The 20,237-nt window shown below is 67.1% G+C and carries 11 protein-coding genes and 1 riboswitch; of the genes, 8 read left to right on the forward strand and 3 right to left on the reverse strand.

Going from position 1 to position 20,237, the window contains the following annotated elements:
• Positions 1-33 precede the first annotated feature (33 nt).
• The 4 genes from VGU03_RS13595 to VGU03_RS13610 all read left to right on the forward strand — a co-directional run bounded on the left by VGU03_RS13595 (position 34) and on the right by VGU03_RS13610 (position 4,811).
• Positions 34-492 carry a MarR family transcriptional regulator gene (locus tag VGU03_RS13595; protein ID WP_327481390.1) on the forward strand — a complete coding sequence of 153 codons (459 nt, stop codon included), beginning with the start codon at positions 34-36 and terminating at the stop codon, positions 490-492.
• A gap of 23 nt (positions 493-515) precedes the next feature.
• Positions 516-1,973, forward strand: a complete 1,458-nt coding sequence (locus tag VGU03_RS13600; protein WP_327481392.1) for an efflux transporter outer membrane subunit — start codon at positions 516-518, stop codon at positions 1,971-1,973.
• Between the two features lie 10 nt (positions 1,974-1,983).
• Positions 1,984-3,180, forward strand: a complete 1,197-nt coding sequence (locus VGU03_RS13605) for an efflux RND transporter periplasmic adaptor subunit (protein WP_327481393.1) — start codon at positions 1,984-1,986, stop codon at positions 3,178-3,180.
• A gap of 107 nt (positions 3,181-3,287) precedes the next feature.
• Entirely contained in the window at positions 3,288-4,811 is a 1,524-nt protein-coding gene (locus VGU03_RS13610) for a DHA2 family efflux MFS transporter permease subunit (protein WP_327481395.1), read from the forward strand.
• A gap of 35 nt (positions 4,812-4,846) precedes the next feature.
• Here the strand turns inward: VGU03_RS13610 and VGU03_RS13615 are convergent, their stop codons facing one another.
• Positions 4,847-5,380 (reverse strand): acyloxyacyl hydrolase, encoded by a 534-nt coding sequence (locus VGU03_RS13615; RefSeq protein ID WP_327481397.1) that lies wholly within the window; start codon positions 5,378-5,380, stop codon positions 4,847-4,849.
• 271 nt (positions 5,381-5,651) lie between these two features.
• Here VGU03_RS13615 and VGU03_RS13620 point away from each other — a divergent pair, with 271 nt between their 5' ends.
• A complete protein-coding gene (locus VGU03_RS13620; RefSeq protein ID WP_327481399.1) occupies positions 5,652-6,254 on the forward strand; it encodes a DUF2239 family protein in 603 nt (200 codons plus the stop codon).
• Between the two features lie 53 nt (positions 6,255-6,307).
• Positions 6,308-7,591, forward strand: a complete 1,284-nt coding sequence (locus VGU03_RS13625) for an MFS transporter (protein ID WP_327481401.1) — start codon at positions 6,308-6,310, stop codon at positions 7,589-7,591.
• A gap of 12 nt (positions 7,592-7,603) precedes the next feature.
• Here the strand turns inward: VGU03_RS13625 and VGU03_RS13630 are convergent, their stop codons facing one another.
• Entirely contained in the window at positions 7,604-10,789 is a 3,186-nt protein-coding gene (locus VGU03_RS13630) for an efflux RND transporter permease subunit (RefSeq protein WP_327481403.1), read from the reverse strand.
• Between the two features lie 241 nt (positions 10,790-11,030).
• Positions 11,031-12,881, reverse strand: coding sequence for a TonB-dependent vitamin B12 receptor (gene btuB, locus VGU03_RS13635; RefSeq protein WP_327481405.1), 1,851 nt, complete (start codon positions 12,879-12,881; stop codon positions 11,031-11,033).
• Between the two features lie 133 nt (positions 12,882-13,014).
• Positions 13,015-13,232: riboswitch (cobalamin riboswitch) on the reverse strand.
• 219 nt (positions 13,233-13,451) lie between these two features.
• Between btuB and VGU03_RS13640 the strand changes: the two genes are divergently transcribed.
• Together VGU03_RS13640 and VGU03_RS13645 are read left to right on the forward strand one after the other, a co-directional pair.
• Positions 13,452-16,655 (forward strand): TonB-dependent receptor, encoded by a 3,204-nt coding sequence (locus VGU03_RS13640; RefSeq protein WP_327481407.1) that lies wholly within the window; start codon positions 13,452-13,454, stop codon positions 16,653-16,655.
• A gap of 436 nt (positions 16,656-17,091) precedes the next feature.
• A complete protein-coding gene (locus tag VGU03_RS13645; protein ID WP_327481409.1) occupies positions 17,092-20,157 on the forward strand; it encodes a TonB-dependent receptor in 3,066 nt (1,021 codons plus the stop codon).
• Positions 20,158-20,237 lie beyond the last annotated feature (80 nt).

Below are 20,237 nucleotides of genomic sequence, written 5' to 3' on the forward strand. Positions count from 1 at the left end.
GACAAATATACTTGCGGCAATAGAATGCGCGGCATGGACACCGACTCCCCTGCCTTCGCAGCTCCCCAGGAAAGCCTGGGCGTATTGCTCGGCCTGGTGCGCTCGGAGATCGTGCGCGCCATGGAGGCGGAGCTCGCCGCGCTGGGCGTGGATCTGCGTTTCACCCAGTTCCTGATACTCAAGCGGCTGGCCCGGCTGGGCCCGATGACGGCGTCCGAATTGGCCCGCTCGGTGGAGCTCGACGGCGGCGCGATGACCCGCCAGCTCGACCAGCTCGAACGCAAGGGCTACCTGCGCCGCTGCCCGCACGAACAGGACCGCCGCGCGCTGCGCATCGAGCTGACCGACGCGGGCGACGCCCTCTGGCAGCAGCTGACCGACTGCAACGAGCGCGTGCTGGATGCGGCGCAACGCTCGCTCAGCGAAACCGAGCGCAAGCGCCTGCACGACTACCTGTCGCGCGTACTGCACGCGTTGCGCGACAAAGACTGACCCTCACCCGGAATCCCCAAGCCATGCGTCTGCAACTCCTTGCGGCGGCTACCGCACTGACTCTCGTCTTGGCCGGCTGCGCCAGCAGTGGCGGCCTGCACCCGGACGGCACGCTGCTCGACCCGTCCGCGCTGAAGGCCCAGCGCAGCCTGGGCAGCAAGGCGCTCACCCCGGCGGCATGGCCCGCGCAGGCCTGGTGGAGCGGCTTGGGCGATCCGCAACTGGACGCGCTGATCGACGAAGCGCTGGCCGGCAACCCCGGCCTGGCCGCTGCCGATGCGCGCGCGCGCGGGGCGCAGGCCGCCGCCGGCGCCGCCGACGCCGCGCGCAAGCCGGAACTGGGCCTGGGTGCCAGCATCGCCGGTGCCAAGCCGCCGGCAGGCCTGTTCGGCGACAAGGCGCATTTCTCCTTGGCCAAGTTCGGCTACCTCAGCTTCAACTGGGGGCTGGACCTGTGGGGCGGCCAGCGCGCGGCATGGGAAGCCGCCGTGGGCCAGGCCCGCGCGGCCGAGGTCGAGGCGCGCGCCGCGCGCCTCGAGCTGTCCGGCAACGTGGCCCGCGCCTACACGCAACTGGGCTACGCCTATACCCAGCACGACCTGGCGCAAGCGGAACTGGAGCGCGCCGGCAAGGCGCGCGAACTGACCGCCCAGCGGGTCGCCGCCGGGCTGGACAGCCAGCTGCAGCTCAAGCAGGGCGACGCCGAAGTGGCCAGCGCGCAGCAGCAGCTCGCGCTGGCGCAACGCGCGATCGATGCCGCGCGCTCGGCGCTGTCGGTGCTGCTGGGCAAGGGCCCCGATCGCGGCCTGGACATCGCCCGGCCGCGCCCGCTCGCGCCCGAAACGCTGGCCGTGCCGGCCAACCTGCCGATCGACCTGCTCGGCCACCGCGCCGACCTGGTCGCCGCGCGCTGGCGGGTGGAGGCGGCCGGCCACGACATCGCCGCCGCCAAGACCGAGTTCCTGCCGAACGTGAAGCTCGGCGCCATGGCCGGCCTGCTCAGCATGGGCGGCAACAACCTGTTCCGGGCTTCCTCGCTGTTCTACCAAGTGGGCCCTTCGCTGAGCCTGCCGATCTTCGACGGCGGCCGCCTGCGCGCCAACCTCGCCGGCAAGGACGCGCAATACGACCTGGCGGTGGCGCAGTACAACCAGGCCCTGGTCGGCGCGCTCAACGAAGTGTCCGACGATTACGCCGCGCAGCAGTCGCTGGCCAACCAGATCGAGGCGCAGCAGCGCGCGCTCGATGCCGCCGGCGACGCCTGGCGCCTGGCCGAGCAACGCTACCGCGCCGGCGTGGGCAGCTACCTCGAGGCGCTCAGCGTGCGCCAGCAGCTGCTCGTGGCCGAGCAGCGCATGGCCGCGCTCAAGGCGCAGCAGGTCGATCTCTCCGTGCAGCTGATCCAGGCCCTCGGCGGCGGCTATCGCCCGCAGCCCACGGACCAGGCCGCTTCCAACTCTTCCACCCCCGCTCATTCCTGAAGGCTCTTCCATGTCCAGCCAGCCTGCTTCCCAACCGAACGGCGCCGCGGCGCCTGACCAAAACCGGCCGGCCGCCAAGACCAAGCGCGGCTTCCTGCTGCGCGCGCTCGGCGTGGTGGTGCTGCTCGCCCTGATCGGCTGGGGCCTGTGGTACTACTTCGACGGCCGCTGGTACGAAGGCACCGACGACGCCTACGTCAATGGCAATGTCGTGCAGATCACGCCGCAGCTCCCGGGCACCGTGGTGTCGATCGGCGCCGACGACGGCGACCGCGTGAAGGCCGGCCAGGTGCTGATCAAGCTCGACCCGAGCAACACCGAAGTGGCGCTGGCCGAAGCCAAGGCCAACCTCGCCAGCACCGTGCGCAAGGTGCGCGGCCTGTACAGCACGGTGAGCGGCGCGCAGGCCGACGTGACCGCGCGCAAGGTAGCGGTGGACAAGGCCCGTGCCGACTTCGAACGCCGTCGCGACCTGGCCAAGTCCGGCGCGATCTCCGCCGAGGAGCTGGCGCACGCCCGCGACGAGCTGACCGCCGCGCAAAGCGCGCTGGCCGCTGCCACCCAGCAGTACCAGACCAGCAAGGTGCTGGTGGACGACACCGTGGTCGCCTCGCATCCGGACGTCCAGACGGCCGCGGCGAAGCTGCGCGCCGCCTACCTGGACGAGCTGCGCACGACGATCGTCGCTCCCGTCGATGGTTACGTGGCGAAACGTGCGGTACAGCTGGGCCAGCGCGTGGCGCCTGGCACGCCGCTGATGGCGGTGGTGCCGCTGCACGAGGTCTGGCTGGATGCCAACTTCAAGGAAACCCAGCTCGCCCACATGCGCATCGGCCAGCCGGTGGACATCCATGCCGACGTCTACGGCGGCGACGTGACCTACAAGGGCATGGTGCAGAGCCTGGGCGTGGGCACTGGCAGTGCCTTCTCGCTGCTGCCCGCGCAGAACGCCACCGGCAACTGGATCAAGATCGTGCAGCGCGTGCCGGTGCGGGTGGTGTTCACCGACCCGCAGCAGCTGGACAAGCATCCGCTGCGCATCGGCCTGTCCACCGACGTCACGGTCAGCCTGCACGACCAGAAGGGTCCGATGCTGGCTCTGGAGCCGCCGACCAAGCCGGCCTTCAGTACCGAGGTCTACCAGAAGCAGCTCGACCAGGCCGACAGCCTGATCAACCAGATCATCCATACCAACATGGGCCGCTGAAAGCGCAGCGGGGGCTCTCCGACGAGGCGCGCGCCTGAGGCCCACGGCCGCGCCCCTGCCCCGATCCGCACCGCGCGCCGCCCGCCCTCGTCGCCAGGCTCCGTCCGATGACCACACAGTTCCGTCCACCCAGCATGGCGATCACCACGATCGGTCTGTCGCTGGCCACCTTCATGCAGGTGCTGGACACCACCATCGCCAACGTGTCGCTGCCGACCATCGCCGGCAATCTCGGCGTGAGCGTCAACCAGAGCACCTGGGTGATCACCTCGTTCGCAGTCAGCATGGCGATCTCGCTGCCGCTGACCGGCTTCCTCACCCGCCGCTTCGGCGAGGTGAAGCTGTTCATCTGGTCGACCCTGCTGTTTGCGCTGACCTCGTTCCTGTGCGGCGTGTCCCAGAGCATGGGGATGCTGATCCTGTTCCGCGCGATCCAGGGTGCGGTGGCCGGGCCGATGTACCCGATCACGCAGAGCCTGCTGATCTCGATCTACCCCCCTGCCAAGCGCGGCATGGCGCTGGCGCTGCTGGCGATGGTCACGGTGGTGGCGCCGATCGCCGGGCCGATCCTGGGCGGCTGGATCACCGACAACTATTCCTGGCCGTGGATCTTCTTCATCAACGTGCCGATCGGCATCTTCGCGAGCTTCGTGGTGGCAAACCAGATGCGCGCGCGGGTAGACAAGACCGAACGTCCCAAGATCGACTACGTCGGGCTGATCACGCTGATCATCGGCGTCGGCGCGTTGCAGGTGGTTCTGGACAAGGGCAATGACGAGGACTGGTTCAATTCCACCTTCATCGTCGTCACCAGCATCGTCTCGGCGATCAGCATCGCGATCTTCCTGATCTGGGAACTGACCGACAAAGACCCGATCGTCGATCTCAGGCTGTTCCGGCACCGCAACTTCACTTACGGCACGGTCGCGCTGATCCTGGCCTACGCCGCGTTCTTCGCGATGAGCCTGCTGATGCCGCTGTGGCTGCAGCGCAACCTCGGCTACACCTCGACCTGGGCGGGCTTTGCCACGGCGCCGCTCGGCGTGCTGCCGGTGATGCTGACCTTCTTCGTGGGCAAGTTCGCGCCCAAGTTCGATCTGCGCGCAGTGGCATCGATCGCCTTCATCGTGCTGGGCATGACCTGCTTCATGCGCTCGGACTTCTACATCGGCATCGACTTCTACCACGTGGCGCTGGTGCAGCTGATCCAGGGCCTGGGCGTGGCGCTGTTCTTCATGCCTATCCTGACCATCCTGCTGTCGGACCTGCAGCAGAACGAGATCGCTTCCGGCTCGGGCCTGGCCACCTTCCTGCGCACGCTCGGAGGCAGCTTTTCCGCCTCGCTCACCACGCTGATGTGGGAGCGCCGTGCGGTGACCCACCACGAGCAGCTGGTGGAGCACATCACGGCCTACGATCCGGCCACCCGCGCGACCATGCAGTCGATGGGCGATCCGCAGACCGCCGCGGCGATGATCAACCAGATGGCGACCCAGCAGGGTTACCAGATCTCCTTCAACGAGGTCTTCCACGTGCTGGGCTGGGTTTTCTGCAGCCTGGTACTGGTGATCTGGCTGACGCGGCCGCCGTTCATCGCCAAGGCCGGTCCGGCAGCCGGCGGCGGGCATTGAGAAAGCGAAGGCGCCGTTCGGCGCCTTCGTTGCGTTCAGAGGTCGAAACCTACGCCGACCAAGGCCATGGTCTCGCCACGATTGGGCCTGTGCAGGCTGCCGTTGGAAATGTGGCGGATCTGGAAGCTCAGGTGCTCGCCCTGCCAGCCCAACGTGCTGACGAACTGGTAATGCGTGGACAAGGCCTGCGTGGTCTGGCTGGCGCCGGCGAGCTGGAAGCTGAAGAACAGCGGGCGGTACCAGGCGCCGGCGTCGCCGTAATGGAAGCGCGCGCCCGCGGCGACCAGCGCCACCGCATGGTCGGTGCCGTAGGCATCGTTTCGGTAGCGGCGCACGTCGCGGCTGTCGATCCAGCCGGCCGACAGGTCAGGCGACCAGTCGAGCCGGCCACTGGCGCCGATCGGGTGCGGCGCGAAGGTCGCTTCGACGAAGGCGGTGTTGGCGCCATAGCTGTCCATGTAGCTGCGGCCGCCCTGCAGTTCGAGATGGGCGGCGGTGGCGGGCAGCGCGGCTACGGCCGGCAGGAGCGCCAACGTGCCGCGGAGCAGTCGGGAAGGAGCGGGGAGCATGGGGAGACCTTTCTTTGGGGGAAGGGAAGGTTTGTGTACTCCATAGTTTAGTTTATCTGGCCGCCAGGGGGGTGAAGCGGGCGTCCATGGTCATGAATGCCTTGTCGCGTGGATGAAAAAGCGGGGGCCATGGCCGGGCTCGACGCATTTCCCGGGGCGTACCGGCGTCGCCGCGGGGCCAAACGCCGGCGACCGAGAGGGGCCGTCCTAGGGTGCTTGACGAAGTATTTAATCCGGGTAAATTATGCGCTCTTCCTCCTGGCTCCCTGCCATGCGCGCCCTTCCCAACGCCAACTGCACCGCCTTCGCCGGTGACCGCCTGCTCGCATCCGGTCCGTGCGCGGAGGTGGCGCTGGCCCTCAAGCGCGCCCAGGAGGCCGGCGTGGGGCCGTTGCTGGCCTTCGACGACGGCAGTGGCCGCACGGTCGAATTCGACCTGCGCGGCAGCGAAGCGGAGGTTCTTGCGCGGCTGCAGCCGCCACCGCCCGCGCCGCGCGGTCCCGGGCGCCCCCGGCTGGGCGTCACCGCGCGCGAAGTGACCCTGCTGCCGCGTCACTGGGACTGGCTGGCGGCGCAGCCGGGCGGCGCTTCTGCCGCGCTGCGGCGGCTCATCGAGCACGCCATCCGCGAAGGCGGCGCGGCGCAGCGCGCACGCGAGTCGGCCGAGGCGGTCGACCGCTTCATGCTGGCGATGACCGGCGACCTGCCCGGCCACGAGGAGGCCAGCCGCGCATTCTGGCGCGGCGAGCGCATGCGCTTCGGCCAGCTGATCGAACCTTGGCCGGCCGACGTGCGCGAACACCTGCGCCGCCTGGCAGCCATCGCCTGGGACGAGGCCGGTGCCGTCAAGCCCGGTCGCGGGCCGTCCGCCTGAAAGCCAAGCCGGCGCTCGCCGCCCACATTCCCCAATTCAAGGAACAGCCCCCGATGGAAAACCAAAGCCGTGCTCCGGCGTCGCTGTTCGGCAATCGCGACTTTCGCCTGCTGTTCGGCGGCAGTTCGATCTCGGCACTGGGCGACCAGTTCACCCTGGTCGCGCTGCCGTGGCTGGTGCTGCGGCTGACCGGCAGTCCGGCGGCGCTCGGCCTGGTGCTGGCGGCGATGGCGCTGCCGCGGGCGATCTTCATGCTGATCGGCGGCGCAATGGTCGACCGGCTTTCCGCGCGGCGCATCCTGCTGCTGGCCCGCGGCGCCAATGCGCTGCTGGTGGCGGTGCTGGCCGTCCTGGTGCTCGGCGGCGCCATCGCCATGCCGGCTGTCTACGCGATCGCCCTGGGTATCGGTATGGCCACCGCGTTCGCCTACCCGGCCGGCTCGGCGCTGCTGCCCCAGCTGGTGCCGTCGCCTCAGCTGGCCTCGGCCAATGCCCTGTTCATGGGCGCACGCCAGTTGAGCCTTTTCATCGGCCCCGCGCTGGCCGGTCTGGTCATCGGCGCCCATGCGGGCCACGGCGCCGCCGAGGCACGCGGGCTGGGCCTGGCGTTCGCCATCGATGCGGCCAGCTTCGTCTTTTCGCTCGCTTCGCTGTGGCTGATCCGTACGCCGGCCGATCGCGCGCCACGCGCCGCGGGCCGGGGCGTGCTGGCCGACGTGGCGGCGGGCGTGCGCCAGGTCTGGGCCGACCAACCGCTGCGCGCGTTCATGCTCTATGCGGCGGTGGTCACGGCGTTCGTCGGCGGACCGATCCAGGTCGGCCTGCCGGTGCTGGCCAACAGCCGCCTGGACCTGGGCGCCGCCTCGCTGGGCATCCTGATGACCGCCAACGGCGGCGGCATGCTGGTGGGCGGGTTCCTGTCGCGGGCCGTCGCGCGCTGGGCGGGCGGACGGCTGGGCATGCTGGTGCTGTGCATGGATACCCTGGCCGGCCTCGCGCTGGCTGCGCTGGCGCTGGTGCACGGCACCGTCTACGGCGCGCTGTTGCTCGCCGGGGTGGGCGTGCTGGCGGGCATCGCGCAGATCGCGATCGTCACCTGGATCCAGCAGCGCGTGCCGCCGGCCATGATGGGCCGCACCATGAGCCTGCTGATGTTCACCTTCATGGGCATCGGACCGGTGTCCGCCGCGTTGGCCGGCAGCCTGCTCAAGCTGATCTCGCTCGGCGCGCTGTTCGCCGGCGCCGGCCTGGCGCTCAGCATGATTGCATTGGGCTGCCTGGCCAACCCTGCCCTGCGCGCCATCGGCACGGCGCGCACGGAGGGCGCGCCCGCCTGAAGACCGGCCGCGTCAGCTTGCCATCTGCTGCTTGCCCAGCGCCTTGAGCCGCCGTTTTTCCTCGCGGCGCTGTCGGCGCGCGGCCTTGCGGATCCCGCGGTCGTAGCCCCACAGGTAGATCGCCGGCGTGCTGAGCAGGGTGAGCAGCTGCGATACCAGCAGGCCGCCGACGATCGCGATACCCAGCGGCTGGCGCATCTCCGAGCCGATGCCGAAGCCGATCGCCAGCGGCAGCGCCGCGCCCATCGCCACCAGCGTGGTCATGGTGATCGGGCGGAAGCGCACCAGCGCGGCCTCGCGGATGGCGTCCGGCGGCGACTGGTTGCGCTCGCGCTGGCCGACCAGCGCGAAGTCGACCATCAGGATCGCGTTCTTCTTGACGATGCCGATCAGCATCAGGATCGCGATGATCGCCATCAGCGAGAGCTGCGTCTGCGTCACCAGCATGGCCAGGAACGCGCCCATGCCGGCGGCGGGCAAGGTCGAGAGGATGGTCAGCGGGTGGCCCAGGCTCTCGTAGAGGATGCCCAGCACGATGTACATCGCCACGATCGAGGCCAGCAGCAGGATCATGCCGTTGGACTTGGCCTGCTGCAGGCGCTGGTTGGCGCCGGTGAAATCCACCCGCATGCCGTCGGGCAGGTGCGCCGCGAAGGCGGCCTGCTCGACCAGCTTGACGCCGGTCTGCTGGTCCACGCCCTCGGCCAGGTTGTAGGTGATGGTGGCCGCCTGCAGCTGGTTGTGGTGGCGGATGCGCATCGGCGCGATGTTGGGCTCGATGTGCGCCAACGCCGAGAGCGGAATCATCTGGCCGGTGCTGCTGCGCACGTGCACGTTGAGCAGCGATTCCGGGCTGATCGTCTCGGCGCCGGCGGAGGTCAGCACCACGCGGTACTGGTTGATGTCCGAGTAGATCACCGAAACCTGGTTCTGACCGAAGGAGTTGTACAGCGCCGAGTCGACCGCGCCCAGGCTCACGTGCAGCCGCGCGGCGTTCTCGCGGTCGACCTTCAGCATCTGCTGCTTGCCGGTCTGGTCGAAGTCGCTGCCGACGTCGCGGAATTCCTTCTTCTCGCGCAGCTGGCGCACCATCTTCAGCGCCCAGGGCTGCAGGTCATCGCCGTTGTCGCTGATCAGCTGGAACTCGTACTGGCCGCCGCGATCGCCGCTGCCGCCGCCGCTGAGGAACTGCGCCACGCTCAGCTCGACCCGCACGCCAGGCAGCTTGTCCAGCTGCTTGGACAGCCGCTCGACCACCTTTTTGGAACCCACGTCGCGCTCCCCCGGCCCGTCGCCGCGCGGCTTGAGGTCCATGAACATCTGCGCGGCGTTGCCGACCGCGCCGCCGTCGCCGCCGCCCTGCCCGCCGAGCATGGTCAGCATGTCGGCCACCGCCGGATCGGCCTGGATGATCTGCGCCACCTGCTGCACCCGCTCGGTGAGCAGGGCCGGCGAGACGTTCGCGTCGGCGGTGAGCTGCGCCTGCAGTTGGCCGGTGTCTTCGTCGGGCATGAAGGTGCCGCCGGCGGTCTTGCCCACCGCGATGCCCAGCACCACGGTCAGCGCCAGCAGGATCAGCGGCTGCCAGCGCATCAGCCGGCGATGGCGCATGGACCAGTCCAGCGCGCGCTCGTAGCGGTGCAGCAGGGCGCGGTCGAAGCGCTCCACCGCGCGCTCGATGCGCCCGGGCGGCTGCGGGTTGGCCGCCTCGGGCTTGAGCAGGCGCCCGCACAGCGCCGGCGTGAGGGTGAGCGAAACGATCGCCGAGATGACCACCGCCGCGGTCAGCGTCACCGAGAACTCGCGCAGCAGCATCACCAGCATGTTGTTGCCGAACAGGAGCGGCGCGAATACGGCCACCAGCGACAGCGTGATCGACACCACCGTGAAGCCGATCTCGCGCACGCCGGTCAGCGCCGCCTGCAGCGGTGGCATGCCGTGCTCCATGTGGCGCACGATGTTCTCGATCACCACGATCGCGTCGTCGACCACGAAGCCGATGCACAGCACCAGCGCCACCAGCGACAAGGTGTTCAAGGTGTAGCCCAGCGCCCACATCGCCACGAAGGCGCCGGCCAGCGACAGCGGCACGCTCAGCGTGGCGATCAGCGTGGGACGCAGGCGGCGCAGGAACACCAGCATCACCAGCACCACCATCGCGATCGAGATCAGCAGCGCCACCTCGACCTCGTGCAGCGCCGACTTGGTGGTCTGGGTGAGGTCGAACACCGCGCTCATCTGCACGTTGGCCGGCAGCACCGCGCGCAGCTGCGGCAGCTTGGCGCGGATCGCCTCCACCGTGGCCACCGCATTGGCTTCCGGCCGTTTGGTGATCTGCATGCCGACGGCGCGCGCATTGCCCTGGGGCGTGCTGAACCAGGCGGCCTGGTACTTGTCCTGCTGGCCGCCATAGACCCTGGCCACGTCCGACAGGCGCACCGGCACGCCCTTCTTCATGGCGATCAGCAGGCGGGCGAACTCCTCCGGCGTCTGCAGGCCATCGGTGGCGGTCACCGTCATCTGCGTGCGGCCGTCGCTGAGCGTGCCCTGCGGCGAGGTGACGTTGGCCGCGCGCAGCGCGTTGGCCACATCGTTGGCGGTCAGGCCCTTGGCCGCCAGCGCGTCGTTGTCCAGCTCGATGCGCACCGCGTGCGGCGTGCCACCGAACACCTGCACCTGGGCGACGCCGGGAATCTGCGCCACCGCCGGCTTGAGCAGGGTGTCGGTGAGGTCGAACAGCTGGTCCTGCGGCAGGCCCGAGGAGGTCAGCGTGATGAACAGGATCGGGATCTGCGAGGTGTCGAACTTGAAGTACTGCGGTGGGCTGGGCATGCCCGAGGGCAGGTCGGGCGCGGCCGCGTTGATCGCTGCCTGCACGTCGCGTGCGGCGCTGTCGGCCGTGCGGTCGAAAGTGAAGCGCACCATCACCGAGGCCGAGCCTTCGCTGGCATTGCCGTACATCTCGTCGACGCCCGGGATGCGCCCCAGGTGCCGCTCCAGCGGCGCCAGGATGGTGCTGGCCATGGTCTGCGCGCTGGCGCCGGGCTGGCTGGCGACCACGTACACGCCCGGGAAATCCAGCGAGGGCAGCGCCGCCACGCCCAACAGCAGGTAGGCCCAGAAGCCGGCCAGGGTCAGGCCGAGCGCCAGCAGCGAGGTGCCGATCGGGCGGCGGATCAGGGGAGCGAAGATGTTCACGGGGTGTCCGTACCGCGGGGAAGTCGCGCGGCCGTGGCCGCGCCGGGGGTGCCAGCGTAGCGCACGGCCGGCGCCGTGTTGGTGGGCCAGGGGATGGGCGAGCTCATGCCCACCTTATGCCGCGCATGCCCCATCGCGGGATGTGCCTGAAGTCCGGCCCCTGCCGAAAGGCAGGGCCATGGCGGCGCATGGCACGAGCCCTATCCGCCTCTCCTGGCGGATGGGGCACCGCGTCCGGGGTTCAACCGCCGGGCGTATAACGCAACGTCAGGTACCAGCTGCGGCCCGGCTGGTTGTAGTAGTAGACCGTTTCGTAGCGGCGGTCGAACACGTTGGCCAGCCGCGCCTCCACCTGCCAGCCGGGGGCGAAGGCGTAGCTCGCGCGCAGGTCGGTGGTGGCGTAGCCGCCCAGCCGGTGCAGGTTGGCCAGGTCGTCATAGCGCGCGCCGGCGGCGAACAGGCTGGCGCCGATGCCGAAGGCGCCGAAGCGCCGGTCCAGGTCGATCCGCGCGGTGCGTTCGGCGCGGCGCGGCAGCAGGTGGCCGTCATTGGCGCCGCCGTCGCGGTTCAGCGGGCGCTGCAGCGTCAGGTAGCTGTCCAGCTGCCAGCCCGCCAGCTCGGTGCCGAACTGCGCCTCCAGGCCGCCGATGCGCGCGCGGCTGATGTTGCGCGGAAAGTAGATGGCATCCAGCGCGATCAGCTGCTCGATGGTGGTCTGGTAGGCGTTGAGCGCCCAGTGCCAGCCGGCCTGCTTCTGCGCCAGCCCCAGCTCGACGCTGCGCGAGGTCTCCGGCTTGAGATCCGGATTGCCTATGCCGAAGGGGTAGTAAAGGTCATTGAAGGTCGGCGCATGGAACGCGCTGCCCCAGCTGGCCGAGAGCTTGAGGCCGTGGTCGAAGGCATAGCCCCAGGCCGCCGCGCCGGTGGTGTGGCCGCCGAACTGCTGGTTGTCGTCGCGGCGCGCCGACAGCTGGATCTCGTGGCGGCCGAAGCTGCCCTGGTATTGCGCGTAGCCGCCGGTATCGTCGCGGCTGCTGGCGAGGTAGCCGGTGTCGCTGGACAGGTGCTCCTGCTGCCAGTCCACGCCCAGCGTGAGCAACTGGTTCTGGGCCAGGCTCAGGTCGTTCTGCCACGAGGCCTGGTTGCGCCGCGAGTTGCCGTAGCGCATGAACACGCCGTCGTTGTAGGTGCGCGACTCATCCAGGCTCTGGCCGGCGCCGAGGGTCACGTGCCAGGCCGACAGCGGATCGAAGCCCAGCCGCGCGCCGGCGACCTGTTGCAGGTTGTGGTTCTGGTTGCCGTAGGGCGCACCGTCGAAGTCCACGTGGCCGGCGCTGCGCAGCCAGGTCGCCGCCAGCTCGGTGCCGTTGTCCCAGCGGTAGCCGGCGTTGGCCAGGGCATTGCGGTTGCGATAGGGATCGCGGTCCGGCTCGTCGACGAAGCAACCGGCGAAGGCTTCGGCCGCGCCGACCCGGCAGGCATTGATGCCACGGGTGTATTGCCCGCCCACACTCAGGTTGTACCAGGCATGTTTGTCGCCGCCGGAGAGGCCGAACTGGCCATCGGCGTAGCCGCGGCTGCCGACGCCCAGGCGCAGTGACGGCGTCAGCTGGCCTTCCTGCCGGCCGTGCCGGGTGAAGATCTGGATCACGCCACCGATCGCATCGGCGCCGTAGAGGCTCGAACGCGGCCCACGCACCACCTCGATGCGTTCGATCTGGTCCAGCGACAGCTGGTCGAACGCCGGTATGCCCGCGCTCACGGTGCCCACGCGCACGCCGTCGATCAGCAGCAGGGTATGCGACGAGTTGGTACCGCGCAGGAACAGCGAACTCTGCTGGCCCAGGCCACCGGCCTGGGTGAAGCTCACGCCGGGCAGCCCCTGCAGCAGGTCGATCAGCGACACCGGCTGCAGCCGGTCGATGTCCTCGCGGGTGATCACGGTGACTGACGACAGGGCGTCGTCCACCGTGATCGCGGTGCGCGTGGCGGTGACGATCACGGGCGAGAGCGTGGCCGAATCCTGGGGGGCTGCGGCCAAGGCGGCCAGCGGCACACCGCACAAGGCGGCGGCGAGCAAGGTCTTCTTCATAGGTATGACGAGCGTTCCTTCGGCCGGGCACCCACGCACGGCCATGCGATGGAGGAGCTGGCCGATCGGGCAGGGGGGAAGGAACGCCGGGCAGGCACGCGCCGCACGAGCTCCGGCCCGCCCACCGCAGGTCCGCCAGGTAGCGCTCCGGGCCGGTCTCCGGGCTCGCGAGCGCAGGCTGACCTGCCGGGCGGCGCCTTCCCATGCATCAAGCACAGTGGCGTGGGGCCGTCCGTATCACTCGCTTACCGTTGCGGGGGCAGCGCCGGCCTTGTCGCGCATTGCGACGCACCGGCTTCCCGTTTCATCCCACGACGATGGTCGCGGAACACCCAGAACGGGACGATCTTACCTAGCGCCATGCGCAAGCGGCAAGGCACGGCCTGGCGCGGAAACCCTGCCGACAGCGGCCAGCGTCGTTGACAAGGCTGTTAGCAAAACGTTACGGTCACTCGTGAGAACTTGCGAATACCGCACGAAAAAGCGGGGATTTTGCAGTTCGAAACGTCGTCTCTGGAGGAAGAGGCGATATCTGTCACTTGCCCAAATTTGGGCTGATGGGGGAGATTCATGAGTTCACGTAACTTCTATGCAGGTCGGCCGCTGCGCCGTACGTCCCTGGCCGTCGGACTGGCGGTGACCTTGGGCTTGCTCAATGGCGGCGCGATGGCGCAGTCCAACAGCTCCGGCGCCATCTTCGGCCAGGTTTCCGGGCAGACTGCGACCACGGTCGTCATCCAGAACCTGGATACCGGTCTGTCTCGCACCGTGCCAGTGGACGCGTCGGGCCGCTATCGCGCTTCGTCGCTGCCCACCGGCCGCTACAAGGTCGCTCTGCAGAACAACGGCACCGAAGTCGGCACGCGCGACAATGTCGTGGTGAGCATCGCCGGCGCCACTGATGTCTCGTTCACCGGCACAGTCAACGCCACGAATCTCGAAGGTTTGACCGTAGTCGGTTCCGCGCTGCCTACCATTGACGTGTCCTCGGTGGACACGCGCACCGTGCTTACGGCCGAGCAACTGGCCAAGATCCCGGTGGCCCGCAACGCGATCTCCGCGGCTCTGCTGGCGCCGGGCGTGGTTCGCGGCGACAGCCGTTTCGGCAACAACGTCATTGCGATGGGTGGCTCGGGCATTTCCGAGAACTCCTACACCATCAACGGTTACAACATCACCGATCCGCAGTCGAACGAAACATTCTTCCAGATGCCGTTCTGGGCGATCGATCAGGAACAGGTTCTGACCGGCGGCATGGGGGCCGAATTCGGGCATTCGACCGGTGGCGTGATCAACGTTGTCGGCAAGCGCGGCGGCAATACCTGGAAGGGCGGCATCGTCATGAACTGGGCGCCCGATTCGCTGCGCGCCCAACGCGGCAACCTCTACTACCCGAGCAATCCCGACGCGCAGTCGCTCGCCATCGGCACGGGCCCGTTCGGCCATGGTGGCCCGGGCATCACGCAGCCGTTCGGCTCGAACGGCAAGCTGTACTCGTATCGCAACGGCAACAAAGAGGACCAGCTGAGCACGTCAGTGTATGTGAGCGGTCCGCTGATCAAGGATCGCCTGTTCCTGTATGCCGCGGCGGATGTTACCCGCACCACCAGGAGCGGTGTCGGCGGCCTGGCCGCCTACAACAATGACGGCACCCTGACGGCCAGTTCGATCAACGCACCCACCGGCGCCAATACCTATTGGGACAAGGCCACCAAGTGGTACAGCAAGATCGATTGGAACATCACGGACAGCCATATCCTCGAATTCACCGGGATGGCCGACAACGACCGCGATCACACCAACTACTACCAATACAACTATCAGACGCTCACGCAGGGCGCTTACCGTGCCGGCTCCGACGGCAATACCAAGAACAGCAACAAGTTGTGGTTGGGCAAGTACACCGGCTATATCACGGACGACTTTACGATCAGCGCGCTCTACGGCCATACGAGCAACGAGCAGCCGCAGTTGACGCAGATACCCGACTTCCCGCTGGTGCGGGCGGCCGCGACTGCTCCGCAGTTCGTGCGTAGCGCCATGAAGAACCTGCAGCCGTACGGCAACCTCTCCAACGGCACCTCGAACAGTACGGACGGCTGGCGTGTCGACCTTGCGTACAAGCTGGGCGACCACGACCTGCGTGCCGGTGTGGACCGCCAGGAACTGAAGACCACCACGAGCAGCAACTACGCCAATCAGACCAAGTATGGCGAGGGCGAGGGCCAGAACGGCGGCTACTGGCTCTACGACGGCGACCCGGGCTATGGCACGGCCAACGGCGCCATCGTCACCCGCATCCTGCTGCGTTCGGGCGGCGACTACAAGGAAAAGCTCAACGCGTTCTATCTGGAAGACCACTGGCAGGTCAGCGACCGTTGGCTGGCGTACATCGGCCTGCGCAACGAGTCGTTCGAGAACTACAACAGCTTCGGCAAGGTGTTCATCAAGCAGAGCAACCAATGGGCGCCGCGTCTTGGCGTCAGCTGGGACGTAAATGGCGATTCCACGACGAAGGTCTACGCCAACCTCGGCCGTTACTACCTCGCGTTGCCCAATGGCGTGGCAGTGCGCGGCGCCGGTGGCTCGCTCTACACGATGGAGGACTATTCCTTCACGGGCATCGATCCGACCACCAACCTGCCGATCGGTCGCGTCTCGCTTGGCCCCCCCTCCTCGTCGAATGCCGAGTTCGGCCAGGAACGCGAAGCGCGGACCGCACGCATCAACAACCTGAAGTCGCATTATCAGGACGAGTTGATCCTCGGCTTCGATCAGCAGCTGACGACCGGCTGGACGGTCGGCGCCAGGGGTATCCTGCGCCGCCTCGAATCGCAGGTAGACGACACCAGCGATCCGCGTCCGGTCTGCCGCTTCATGGCCGCGAACAACCTGTTCGACGGGCAGTACAGCAGCGTGGCCGATTGCGTGGCCAACATCCCGTACCCGGGCGTGATCTTCAACCCGGGCAAGGGCGCGGACTTCTACACCGCGCCATACTACGATGCCGATGGCATCAATCCGGATACGTCACGGCTGATCCACGTCACGCTCAGTGCCGCCGATCTGGGCATGCCCAAGCCCAAGCGTAAGTACACCCAGTTCAACGCCTATCTGCAGCATTCGTTTGACGGCAAGTGGTTCGGGCGACTTGACTACACCTGGTCTCACAGCTACGGCAACACCGAGGGCCAGATCAAGTCCGACATCGCCCAAGGCGATGTGGCCGCGTCGCAGGATTGGGATTTCCCGGAGTTCATGCAGTTTGCCAACGGCAACTTGCCGAACGATCGGCGCCACCAGATCCGTGCGCTGGGCTATTACCAGCTCAACTCGGAATGGATGGTCAGTGCCACCGCACAGGCGAACTCGGGACGCCCGAAGAACTGCATCGGCCCCTGGTTCGCGGACCCCACCACCGGCCTGTACACCGATCCGGACGGGTACATGGGTCGCGCCGGCTCCAACGGTGCGTTCCACGTCTGCTATGGCAAGGCCTCTCCGCGTGGCGAGCTGGGCAATCTGCCCTGGACCTACACGCTCGACCTGGGCGTGCAGTACAGCCCGAACTTTGCCAAGAACCAGCTGACCTTCGGCGCGAACGTCTTCAACGTGTTCGATCAGCAGCGTCCGATCACGATCAACGAAACGTCGGTGGGCGGTGCGGTCAACGCCAGGTCGGGCGGTCAGCCGAACAACCTGTATCAGGCCACGCTGCAGACTTCGCCGGGTCGGTACTTCCGTTTGTCTGCCTCGTACGAGTTCTCCCTGTAAGGAAAACAACCGCGGCGATCGCCCGCCGCGGTTACTACTTGCCGCCGGTTTTCCGGCGGCTTTTTTTTGCCTCGCGTGGACTCGCTGCGTCCGGATGCCGGTTGAGGTACCACTCTCGGCCCCAGCCCAGGCAGGAGGGTTCGAAAGAAGTTGGCGATACGCAATAACTTACGTTCGTCCAAGTTGCTAAAAAATAGTTGACGCTGCGTTAGGCGGGCGGTAGGTTCGCCGTGAGAAGACGCCGGGGTTGGACTCGTGGGGCGGACGTGCCGCCCAGGAGCAGGAAGGCGTTGGACCGTCTGGACGTGGGCTAATCCACGATCCGACTTTTTTCAGGCCCGGCGATGGGTCGATCTGGGGAGATCTCTCGATGAATAAGCGTTACATGCCGCACGGGGCCCAGCCTCGTCGCACTGCCCTGACGGTGGCACTTGCCATGGGGCTTGGCTTCACCGGCTTCGCCTACGGCCAGGCCACCACCGGCAACATCTTCGGCACCGCTCCGGCCGGCGCCGGCGAAACCGTGGTGGTCAAGGGTGCCAACGGTACCGCCCGTGAAGTGACGGTGGGTGCGGATGGCCGCTACTCGGTCAGCGGCCTGCCGGTAGGCCGCTACTCGGTCAGCCTGCAGAAGGGTGGCCAGGTACTGGCTTCGCAGGACAACGTTACCGTTACTCCGGGCGGCGGCACTTCGGTACCTTTCGCCGCGGCCAGCGCAACCAATGCGCAGAACCTGGGCGCCGTGCAAGTGGTCGCCAGCGCGTTGCCGGCCATCGACGTCACCAGCGTCAATTCCAGCACCATCATCACTGCGGCCGATTTGGCGAAACTGCCAGTGCAGCGCAGCGCCGAGTCCATCGCGCTGCTCGCTCCTGGCACCGCCAGCGGCAGTAACTACTTCACCGGCCCGGGCAATCACTCGCTGGTGTCGTTCGGCGGCTCGAGCGTGACCGAGAACGCCTACTACGTGAACGGCTACAACACCGGCGAGCCGTACAAGAACCTCGGCGGCTTCCAGTTGCCCTACGGCGCGATCGACCAGCAGGAAACGCTTACGGGCGGATACAACGCCAAGTACGGTCGTTCCGACGGCGGCGTGATCAACCAGATCGGCAAGCGCGGCACCAACGAATGGCATTTCGGTGCCCAGGTTGCCTGGGAGCCGCGGTTCCTGGAATGGAACCCGGTCAACAACTACTACGGCCACCCGGCCGTCCCGGCCTCGACCAGCCAGGTCAACTACGCGCTGGAAAATCCGGCGCTGGCGGGCACGCTGCACCAGTACCGCAACGACAACAAGAAGTGGGAAACGATCTACTCCGCCTACGTGGGCGGTCCGCTGATCAAGGACAAGCTGTTTATGTTCTTGGCAGCCGAGACTACGAAGACGCAATCCAACAATGTGGAGCTGGCGTCTGCGGCGAAGGTTCAGTACAACACCGACAAGGACACCAAGTTCTACGGCAAGTTGGACTGGAACATCACGGAAAACAACGTCCTGGAACTGACGGCGCTAAAGAACCGCAGCAGCCTCGGGGCGGGCAGCACCTACAATTTCGACTACAGCACGCTGAAGTCGGGTGCGTTCTCCACGAACAATGACGTGACCAAGGACAATGCGCAGTTCTATGTCGGTCACTTCACCAGCTACATCACCGATGCCGCCACGCTGAGCATCCTGTACGGCAAGGGCAAGTTCCAGGATCCGACGGTCTACGCCCGGAGCGCCGACAGTGCGCTGCCGTTCATTTCCCGTCCTTACAACGAGGACCCGACCCTCTTGCCGCCGGGCACGGGGCCGAACGGCATCAACAACGGCCAGCCCAACACCAGCTGGCTGTCGAGCAGCGCCAGCAACGGCACCCATGGCTTGCGCGTCGACTTCGACTACAAGCTGGGCGACCACGACCTGGCCGTCGGTATCGACAACATGTCGTACAAGGCCCGCAATCAAGGGCCGAACCAGCAGAACCCGTTCAACCCCGCGTTGAACTACTACTGGCGCTACCTCCCCGGCACCGTTGTGGAGAAGCGCGAGATCGGCTGGCAAACCAGCATGACGATGAACCAGAAGGCCTACTACCTGCAGGATACTTGGCAGGTCACGTCCAACGTGTTGCTGGAGGTCGGTGTCCGCAACGACCACTTCACCAACTACAACGACGTCGGCCAGGCATTCGTCGACGAGAAGAACCAGTGGGAGCCCCGCATCGGCGCCAGCTGGGACGTGAACGGGGACTCCTCGTTCAAGGTCTACGGCAACGTGGGTCGCTACTACCTTGCGCTGCCCGACAACGCGGCCGAGCGCGCGGCGAATATCTCGACCTACCTGACCACCGATTACAGTTACACCGGCATCGACCCGGCTACTGGTGTCCCGACCGGCCTCACCGCGCTCGGTCCGACGACCTCGCCTGACGGCGAAAAGGGCGTTCCGAAGGATCCGAAGGAAGTCACCGCGCGCAATCTCAAGCCCGAGTACCTGGACGAGTTCATCGCCGGCTTCGACAAGAAGCTGAACGACAACTGGAACTACGGCGCCAAGGCCATGTGGCGCGACCTGAAGACCGCTATCGACGATGAGTGTTCGCCGGGCCATATCGCGACCAAGATGGCGGCACAGGGTGTAGACCCGGCTACGACTTCCCCGGGTGGCGCCTACTACGATTCGCTCTATGGCGCGTCGTACTGCCGCCTGATCAACCCCGGCCAGACGAACACCATGTTCGTGAAGTCGGCCGACACCACCCATCCTGACCTGCTCGTGTCCATGACCCAGCAGGATTGGGGCTACCAGCAGGGCGTCAAGCGCAAGATCGGTTCGCTGGACCTGTACTTGGAGCACCCGTTCGACGGCAAGTGGCAGGGGCGTGTGGACTACACCTACACCCGCGGCTTCGGCAACACCGAGGGCCAGGTGCGCTCGGACTTCGGCCAGGCTGACGTCTCCAAGACCGAGGACTGGGATTCCTGGCAGCTCATGGACGGCGCGAACGGTGAGCTCGCCAACGTCCGCAAGCATCAGCTCCGCTTCCGTGGCGCCTACCAGATCACCCCGGAGTGGCTGGTGTCCGGTACCTTGCTGGTCCAGTCGGGCTATCCGCAGGAGTGCCTGGGCTACTACGGCCCGGGCGGTTCCGGCAAGGCCTACTATGGCCCCGGCAAGCCGGGTGACCCGTCCGGCTACAACAACTATGGCAGCGGCAATTATCACTGGTGCCATGGTGTGCGCATGCCCGCGGGCACGGTTGGCCATACCCCGTGGACCAAGCTGCTCAACCTCGGCGTGCACTACTCGCCGGCGTTCGCGGAGCACAAGCTCGGTTTCAATCTGGACGTGTTCAACGTGCTGAACGAGCAGAAGGCCGTGCAGACCGATCCAACGGGCGAAAGCGCGTACAACCGCACAACCAACACCATCGGCATCAACAACAGCTACGGGGACGGGATCTTCTTCGAGCCCCCGCGGGCGGTCCGTCTGTCGGTTACTTACGACTACTGATCACCGGCTGATTGACACCTTGAAAGCCACCGGTTTCGACCGGTGGCTTTTTTTTGGCAGGCAAGTTATCAGCCGACTGC

The organism is Frateuria sp. (assembly GCF_035944355.1).
In the GTDB taxonomy this organism is placed as follows: Bacteria; Pseudomonadota; Gammaproteobacteria; order Xanthomonadales; family Rhodanobacteraceae; genus Frateuria_A.

What these genes read in the sequence shown, in the direction of transcription:
- btuB (WP_327481405.1), bottom strand. Translation starts at nt 12,881, where the DNA reads ATGAAGAAGACCTTGCTCGCCGCCGCCTTGTGCGGTGTGCCGCTGGCC.
- VGU03_RS13620 (WP_327481399.1), top strand. Translation starts at nt 5,652, where the DNA reads ATGCGCGCCCTTCCCAACGCCAACTGCACCGCCTTCGCCGGTGACCGC.
- VGU03_RS13625 (WP_327481401.1), top strand. Translation starts at nt 6,308, where the DNA reads ATGGAAAACCAAAGCCGTGCTCCGGCGTCGCTGTTCGGCAATCGCGAC.
- VGU03_RS13645 (WP_327481409.1), top strand. Translation starts at nt 17,092, where the DNA reads ATGGGGCTTGGCTTCACCGGCTTCGCCTACGGCCAGGCCACCACCGGC.
- VGU03_RS13595 (WP_327481390.1), top strand. Translation starts at nt 34, where the DNA reads ATGGACACCGACTCCCCTGCCTTCGCAGCTCCCCAGGAAAGCCTGGGC.
- VGU03_RS13615 (WP_327481397.1), bottom strand. Translation starts at nt 5,380, where the DNA reads ATGCTCCCCGCTCCTTCCCGACTGCTCCGCGGCACGTTGGCGCTCCTG.
- VGU03_RS13600 (WP_327481392.1), top strand. Translation starts at nt 516, where the DNA reads ATGCGTCTGCAACTCCTTGCGGCGGCTACCGCACTGACTCTCGTCTTG.
- VGU03_RS13605 (WP_327481393.1), top strand. Translation starts at nt 1,984, where the DNA reads ATGTCCAGCCAGCCTGCTTCCCAACCGAACGGCGCCGCGGCGCCTGAC.
- VGU03_RS13640 (WP_327481407.1), top strand. Translation starts at nt 13,452, where the DNA reads ATGAGTTCACGTAACTTCTATGCAGGTCGGCCGCTGCGCCGTACGTCC.
- VGU03_RS13610 (WP_327481395.1), top strand. Translation starts at nt 3,288, where the DNA reads ATGACCACACAGTTCCGTCCACCCAGCATGGCGATCACCACGATCGGT.